Source organism: Parvularcula maris (genome assembly GCF_024505085.1).
Lineage (GTDB): Bacteria > Pseudomonadota > Alphaproteobacteria > Caulobacterales > Parvularculaceae > Parvularcula > Parvularcula maris.
This window is the reverse complement of record NZ_JANIBC010000025.1, coordinates 1-7,599: the sequence shown is the minus strand read 5'-3', so window position 1 is coordinate 7,599 and position 7,599 is coordinate 1. Positions and strand designations below refer to the sequence as shown.

The following is a 7,599-nucleotide window of genomic DNA, read 5'->3' as shown; positions in this document are numbered from 1 at the left end:
CGTGTTCGGCCTACGGACGAAGTGAGTTTTTCAACACAATCGCGCCGTTCCAGTCCGATCTGCTACCGACCGTACAGTTCTTCAAGCGCTCGCCATGAGATCAGCTATCGGCTATCTATCAAAGGAGTATGCGAAGTCGATGAAAGATGCGGAGAGTTTAAGCTGAGAAGCAGGGGAAGGGCCGGTTGAACATGGTCGGACGGTTCATCTCAGAACTACGCCGCAGGCGAGTTTTGAACATCTTCACGCCGTATCTGGTCGCTGTCTGGCTTGTCATTCAAGTCGTCGTCGCCGTGGGACCCACCCTCGGGCTGCCCGATTGGATCAGCACCGTCGTCGTCATCGCGTCGATCGTAGGCGTGCCGGTGGCTTTCTATGTCGCTTGGTTTTTCGACTTCACTTCCGACGGTGTCGTGCGCACTCCTAGTTTGAGAGAGGGGGATGTAGCTGCGTCCCTCGGCCCCGCCCACTTGGCGGGACTGGCGGTGACGCTTCTCTTCGCGGGTCTGGCAGGATGGCTCTCGCTCAATGTGATCCTGAACCGGGACGCGGAAACCGACCTGATCGCTACCGCGCCGAGCGATAAATCCGTGGCCGTCCTACCGTTCCAGGACCTCAGCCCCTCCCAGGAGCTAGGCTATCTTGCACAAGGTCTGGCTGCGGAGATCACCGTGGCGCTTGGAAAGCTCGGCAATATCCGCATCTCCGCTCCGTCGTCGGCTTTCCGTGCGGCGCAGGGAGCGAGCAGCGCTGCGGAGATCGGCCGCTCGCTGAATGTGGGCGCCATCTTGGAAGGCAGTGTGAGGCTGGTCGGCAATCAGCTTCGGGTGACCGCGTCGCTCGTCAGCACGGAGGACGGTCTGACGATCTGGTCCGATGCGTTCAGCCGCCCCGTCGAGGATGCTGTTCTCGTGGAGGAGCAGATCGCTCGCTCGATCCTCGGCATCATGCTGGACCGGTTTCTGGACAGCGAGGACGAGGAGCTTCTCGACCGTCCGAACGCTTCGGATGCCCACGAGTTCTATCTCCGCGGACGCGAGGCCATGCGTGCGCGGACGGCCGAGTCCCTGAAGCAGGCGCGCACGCTGTTCGAGCAGACGATCGCGGCCGATCCTGAATATGCGCCGGGCTATGCCGGGTTGGCTGCCGTTCTACTCCTTCTGGGCGAGGGGGCGCAGGACTACGGAACGCTGGACGCAAAGGTCGCTAACGAGCTGGCCTCCTCCAACGCGCAGAAGGCCCTGCGCCGCTCGCCGGACCTCGCCGAAGCCCATGCGGTTCGGGGCCGTATCGCCGCTTTCGAAGGCGACACCGATGCAGCGCTGGCTTCCTACGACCAGGCCATCGCCATCAACCCGAGCTATGCGGATGCCCACCTCTGGAAGTCCAACCTCCTCTTGCGCCAAGGCCTCCTCGACCCGGCGACGGAGAGTTTGAACACCGCTTTCTCGCTGGACCCGCTTTCGCCGATCATCCTTTACAACAAGGGCTACCACCAGGCTTTACGCGGACGGTTCGACGAAGCGCGGGCCTATTACGAGGCCGTCCTCGACCTCGAGCCCGACTCCCCGCTTGGCTATCGCGGTCTGGCGGACGCAGCGAGGCGCGAGGGCAACATCGCCCAGAGTGCAAGGACGTGGAAGCGGGCGCTCGATCTTTCCCCCGAAAGCGTTCAGTATAAAGACAACCTTATCGGTTCGCTTCTCACGCTCGAGATGGGCGATGCCGCAAGGTTGTTCGCCGGAGAAGACTACGAAACCAACTTGCGCGCGGCCGAGGGTGACTTCGACGGAGCGATCGAGCAGGTTCGCTTCGACTACGCAGCGCACCCGGACGACCCTTGGATGGCCTTCGAAGCTGGGTGGACGGAGCTCCTCTATGGCGATCCCGACCGGGCAGACGAAGCCCTCATCAAGGCCGATGCAGCCCTTGGCGACGGTGACCGCTTCGCGATGCCCTACTGCTCCCCCGCCATCGAGGCCGCTTATGCCCTCCGCAGACGCGGCGAGGAGGAGGCAGCTATCGAGCGCATTACACGTTGCGACAGCCTACGGAGCGAAGCCCTCGAAAACAGCGCCAGCTCCATCGAACTCGATTATCTCGGCGCTCGTCTGAGCGCCCTGCAAGGTGACGAGGCCGAGGCGGCAAGCCTTCTCAAGCGCGCCTATGATGCAGGCTGGCGGGAGCCTTGGACTGCTTACGACCCCCTGATCACGGCTGGCGGCCAGCCTTCATCGGCGCTGTCATCGGTGATCGAGGCGATCGACAACGACCTCGCAGTCCAGCGTGAGGCGCTCGCACCGGATGTTGCAGGCTGGTCCGGTCACACCTCCGAGGATTGACCATTAGCCTATCTCAGTCCTTGCGGACCCGCTTCCAACCAAGCGCGCCGCCAAGACCCGTCAGCATGAAAACGAAACCGGGCGCCAGGGGTACCTCCGCATCCACCAGCGGTTCGAAGAAGACCGACGCCCCGCCGTTGAACACGATCGATGCCACGTCGAGCGCCTCGCCGACGGAATTTTCGCAGGTGCGTGTTTCGCACTCGTAGAAGGCCGAACCAGGGCTGGGAGTGAAAGCCGCGATGATCCTCATCGACACGCCGTAGCGTTCGTCCCTGAACAACGCAGGGGGTATCTCGAAGGTCGGTGTCAACGTCGTCGAGGTGAAGGAGAAATCTCCGATGCTCCAAGTGATCAGAGCATCGAGGTCGTCGGAGGCAGACAACCGCTGGGCAAGACCGTAGAAAGTTCCTTCGAACTCGAGATCATCACCCGGAGCGAACTCGTAGAAGGCGTTCGGGGAGCAACCGAGATCCGGTGGATACCCTGAAACCTCTCCCTCATCGGCGGGGTTGAAACCGGCTATATCGAAAGAGCCGGAGCCGTCCTGGTTGAACACGCCAATCTCACCACCAGCGAACTGGTCGTAGTTGTCACACTGATTGCCCTCGCTGCTGGAGCCGCCCGAGCGGACCAGGCGGGCATCGGCCACCCCTGCGAGCACTATCGTGCTAGTCGCGGCGCCTAATAAGGCCTTCATCAGTTTAGTCGACACGTCGCAAATCCCCCGCCCACCCAAAAGGGCTTTTCGGCAAACGCTAACATTTGTTGACGGGTTTGTGAACTGCTCCCTTATGTAGCCAGCGAGGCAGTTCTTGCCTCTTCATCCTGCGGGCGCGGTGGGGTGTAGCTTCGGGCTAGAAGCTTATCGGTCAGAGCCAGCAAGCCAAACTACTCCTCTGAGTCTGCACGTTCGGTTTCGTGCTATGAGACCATCTCGGTACACTGATGAAAGTATCACCAAAAACGGACTTGACGTAAGGTTAACGGCAGGACATGGTCTGCCCGTATAGGTTGAGGGGCGTGCGGGCCGCGCCGGGGGTGTTTGTGCATCGTTTCGTTTTATGCGCCGCTGCCATTGCTGCAGTCGCAATGTCATTATCGTCTGCTGCTTTCTCCCAGCACGTGACAACCTACGAGTACGACGAGGCTGGGCGTCTCATTAAGAAAAACACGTCAACTGGACATGAGCGACGGTTCGACTTCGATCAGGCGGGCAATCGCAGAGAGGCAACTTCCGAACTGCCGAACATTCCTCCTGTGGCGGTCAACGACAGCTATACGATGATGCAGAACGACAGGGAGGTCTTCGACCTGGTTCTGAACGATACCGATGCCGACGGCCCCAAGTCAGCGCTTAGTGTCAGTAGCATTCATAATGTTCAGCATACTACACCCAAATCTAAGGTTGCTTATATTACCCTTCTAGAGAATGGGAGCGTCGAGGTTGTCGCCCTTCAAGGAGGGGGCGTCTCGTTCGACTATACGCTCTCCGATGGTGAAGACACGGATACAGGCCGAGTTGTGATCGATGTTGAGGGTGAGCCCTCAACATGTGGTGACATTTTCTGCCTACCGGACGGTGGCCTGCTAGGGGCCATAAAGGACATTGTAGCTGCAGAAGAAACCGACGCAGAAAGTACGCAAGCTGAGGAGGTGAAGCCATGAGACGTCTCCTGAACTTAGCTGTTGCTCTCTCTCTCTCTCGCTAACGTCCGCTCATGCCTTCCAGAACAATATTGAGATCAGTCCCGATGGTAACTGGGATCCCAACGCTACGTTTGACCCCCAGACGCAGGCTCCGAACTACGGATCGGAGCAGGGCGGGAATGTCGATCCCGCAACCGGGCGAGCTGGCGGTTCTGCACAGCTCGTCTCGATCGGTGATCTGCAAGCGGGCGGACTCGCCTATGTTCGAGACTTCTCCGAGCCGGAGGGAAGGCGCGACAATTTCTTCAGCGCCGTAGAAATCAAAGACGACCTCTACATCTTCCATGCTCTTGGGCGGTCCTATACCTTCGAGAAGAGCGGTAGCGACTTCGTTCCCCTCTACCGGAGTGGTGCTAGGTTGCGAGAAACCACAACGGATTGGCTCCTCTACGACAAGTTCAATAATACCTACGCTTTCGCCAAGAAATGGGCGTCCGAGCGGCCTGTCTTTGCGCCGGGCGGCCGGTTGTTCCGCGTTACTTTCGTGGACGGAACGAGGTTGGATCTCGTCTACGACAAGAGAGTCCTGTGCACGCAGAACGGAACGTCCGGCTCGAACTGCCCAGAACAAGAAAACGTCGTTCGGCTTCTGGCGGTCGACAGCAATCTTGGCTATCAGATCAAGTACGAGTACGAAACGACCCATAGCGATTTCGCCTACGACGATCTGCGCCACGCACGGCTCAAGAAGGTAATGGCGATCAACAAGACCGTCGAGGCCTGTCGCCCCCACATCGATACGTGCACGAACCTCAGCCAGGCTTGGCCGTCAGTGACGTTCGACAGATCAACCTCGGGCTCCGATACCGTGGTGACCGTGACCAACGCTCTGTCGCAGTCGGTCGTCTACACTTACGACAGCTCCAGGCGCCTTCGAGGCGTGCGGCTGCCGTCGCGTTCCTCTGGGTTCGACACTTCCTATGTCTATGGTTCGGATGGGCGTGTCTCCCATGTCTACGGAGACCCAGGTTCGTGGCAGTACACCTACGCCGACGGATCGACGATCAGGACCACGACCATTACTGATCCGGATGGCAAGGCATGGACTGTCAAATCGCGTCTGAGCGACGGACAAGTCACCGAGGAGCGCAACCCGCTCGGTCATCGAACCGCCTATGTATACAATGAGGATGGCCTTCTGCAGCGCGTTACGGCTCCAGAGAACAACTACGTTCAGTACGACTATGACGACCGCGGCAACGTCACGAGTGTTGCGCGCTACGATAAGGCCGGCGCGAACCCGATCGTGACGAGCCTCAGCTACCCTGCTTGCGGGGGCTCGAACCGTAGAATCTGCAACAAGCCTTCCTGGACCCAGGACTGGCGCGGCAGGACCGACTATACCTACGACAATACCCATGGGGGCGTCCTCACTGTGACAGCGCCCGATGGAGGGCAGGGCAGGCTGGTCACGACTACGGGCTATGAGCGTAAAACCGCCAGCTACAAGGACTTCCAAGGAAACACGAAGACCGCGCTCGTCTACCGCCAGACGTCTCAGACTGTTTCCGGTGGGGCGCGGACGGACATTGCCTATCAGACGGGTTCGGCCTCGAACCTGTTGGTGACGAGCATCTCGGCTTCCGGTTCCGACGTCGCAACCGCAGCGACAAGCTTCGGCTACGACTTGTTCGGTAATCTGATCTGGCAGGACGGGCCGGTGAGCGGTACCGGCGACCGGATCAACATGTCTTATGACGCTCTTCGGCGTCCGACGGTCACCATCGGCCCGAAACCGACCGGATCGGGCCTTCAGTACACCGCCGCCAAGACCTGGTACGACAGCGACGGACGTGTTTGGGCGACCCAGACCGGGCGGGCATCGGGACCTACGAGCTTCAGCAGCTTCGTCCCCTTGGAGACCCAGTACAACATCTACGACAGCAGAAGCCGTGTCTCGCGCCAGTGGGTGGCGGGCAGCAGCGCCTTCGCCGCCATCGATTACCGGTACGACCAGGCGGGCAGGCTCGAATGCTCGGCGCTGAGGATGAACGCGCTCACCACGACGGGCCGTCACGCCTGCGTTGCCTATGACGGAGTGGACGGGAAGGACCGCGTCTCCAGGCGGGAGTACGATGCTGCGGGCAGGCTGACGAAGCAGTGGACGGGTTATGGCGGCGCCGGGGTCAGCTTGGAGGAGTTCGGTTACCACCCCAACGGCACGATCCGGTGGGTCCAGGACGGCAATGGCAACCGCACGACCTATGAGTACGACGCCCACGACCGGCAGACCAAGGTGCGATATCCCACCACCTCGGTAGGCGCGAAGGCTAGCTCGACCTCGGACTACGACGCCTACCAGTACGCGCCGAACTCCGGGCTTCTTCAGCGCCAGACCAAGCGGCGCGGCGACAGCGACGACGTCGTCTACGGCTATGACCCCCTCGGCCGACTGAAGAGCATCGACGCTCCCGGCACCTCCGGCGACCTCTCCATGACCTACGACATCCGGGGCAACCTCAAGACCGCATCGGCGAACGGACGGACGCTCACCTACACCTACGACGCCTTCGGTCAGCTCAAGAGCGAGGCAGGCCCGCTCGGCACCACCGGCTTCCACTACGATGCGGCGGGGCGGATGACCCGCATCGACTATCCGGGGTCGGGCGGCTTCTACGTCAACTACGACTACGACGCAGCCGGTCAGGTCACGCGCATCCGCGAGAAGGGCGCGACCACGGGGGTCGGGGTGCTGGCCCGCTACGAGTACGACCAGCTAGGCCGCCGCGACAAGCTGATCCGGGGCAATGGGGTCGTCACCGATTACGGTTTCGATCAGGCCTCTCGCCTCACCGATCTCGACGTCATCGTGCCGTCGAGCACGAACTACAACCTCCACGCGGACTTCCAGTACAACGCAGCGGGTCAGATCACGCGTGAGGAGCTCAGCAGTGCTGGCTACGCGGCGCTGGAACAGACGGACCATCAGTCGTTCCAGGTGGACGGTCTGAACCGCTACACCTCGCTGAACGGCAACACGCTCACCTACGACCAGCGGATGAACCTCACCTCGGACAGTCTGGGTGAGAGCTACGGCTATGACGAGCTCGACCGGTTGACGTCGGTGACGAATGGGGGCGGGGAGACGAGCCTGTCCTATGATCCAGCCGGTCGTCTCTACCAGATGAGGCGCCACGGTTGGAACTTGCGCTTCGCTTATGCGGGTGAGGCACTGATCCAGGAGGTCAGCGGGTCTGGGAGCATCTATGGCCGCTACGTTCATGGTGCTGGTGTGGATGAGCCTTTAGTCTACTACCGTGGTTCGGGGACGGGTGACCGTCGGTTCCTGTCGGCGGATGAGCGTGGTTCGATCGTCCTGGTGACGCGTTCGGACGGCTCGGTGATGCGTCGCTACCGCTACGACGATGACGGCAACCGCGACACGGAGTCCGAGGACGGGGGCCTGTTCGGCTATACGGGCCAGCTCAGGATCAAGGGCACGAGCCTTTGGCACTACAAGGCCAGGGCCTACTCGCCGAGGCTAGGCCGCTTCCTGCAGACCGACCCCATCGGCTACGGCGACGGGCTGAACATGTACGCCTATGTG

4 protein-coding genes are annotated in these 7,599 nt (G+C 61.0%); 3 read left to right on the top strand and 1 reads right to left on the bottom strand.

The annotated features are described in order from the left end of the window. Window positions 1-233 precede the first annotated feature (233 nt). Window positions 234-2,342 (top strand): tetratricopeptide repeat protein, encoded by a 2,109-nt coding sequence (locus NOG11_RS14710; protein ID WP_256620571.1) that lies wholly within the window; start codon window positions 234-236, stop codon window positions 2,340-2,342. 13 nt (window positions 2,343-2,355) lie between these two features. On the opposite strand, the gene NOG11_RS14705 is transcribed toward NOG11_RS14710, so the two are convergent. Next, on the bottom strand, window positions 2,356-3,057 hold the full coding sequence (locus NOG11_RS14705) for a hypothetical protein (protein ID WP_256620570.1): 702 nt from the start codon (window positions 3,055-3,057) through the stop codon (window positions 2,356-2,358). Window positions 3,058-3,467: 410 nt separating this feature from the next. Between NOG11_RS14705 and NOG11_RS14700 the strand changes: the two genes are divergently transcribed. Further along, window positions 3,468-4,010 carry an Ig-like domain-containing protein gene (locus tag NOG11_RS14700; protein ID WP_256620569.1) on the top strand — a complete coding sequence of 181 codons (543 nt, stop codon included), beginning with the start codon at window positions 3,468-3,470 and terminating at the stop codon, window positions 4,008-4,010. A gap of 400 nt (window positions 4,011-4,410) precedes the next feature. Then, window positions 4,411-7,599 (top strand): RHS repeat domain-containing protein (locus tag NOG11_RS14695; RefSeq protein WP_256620568.1); only part of this gene is annotated, 3,189 nt, incomplete at its 3' end.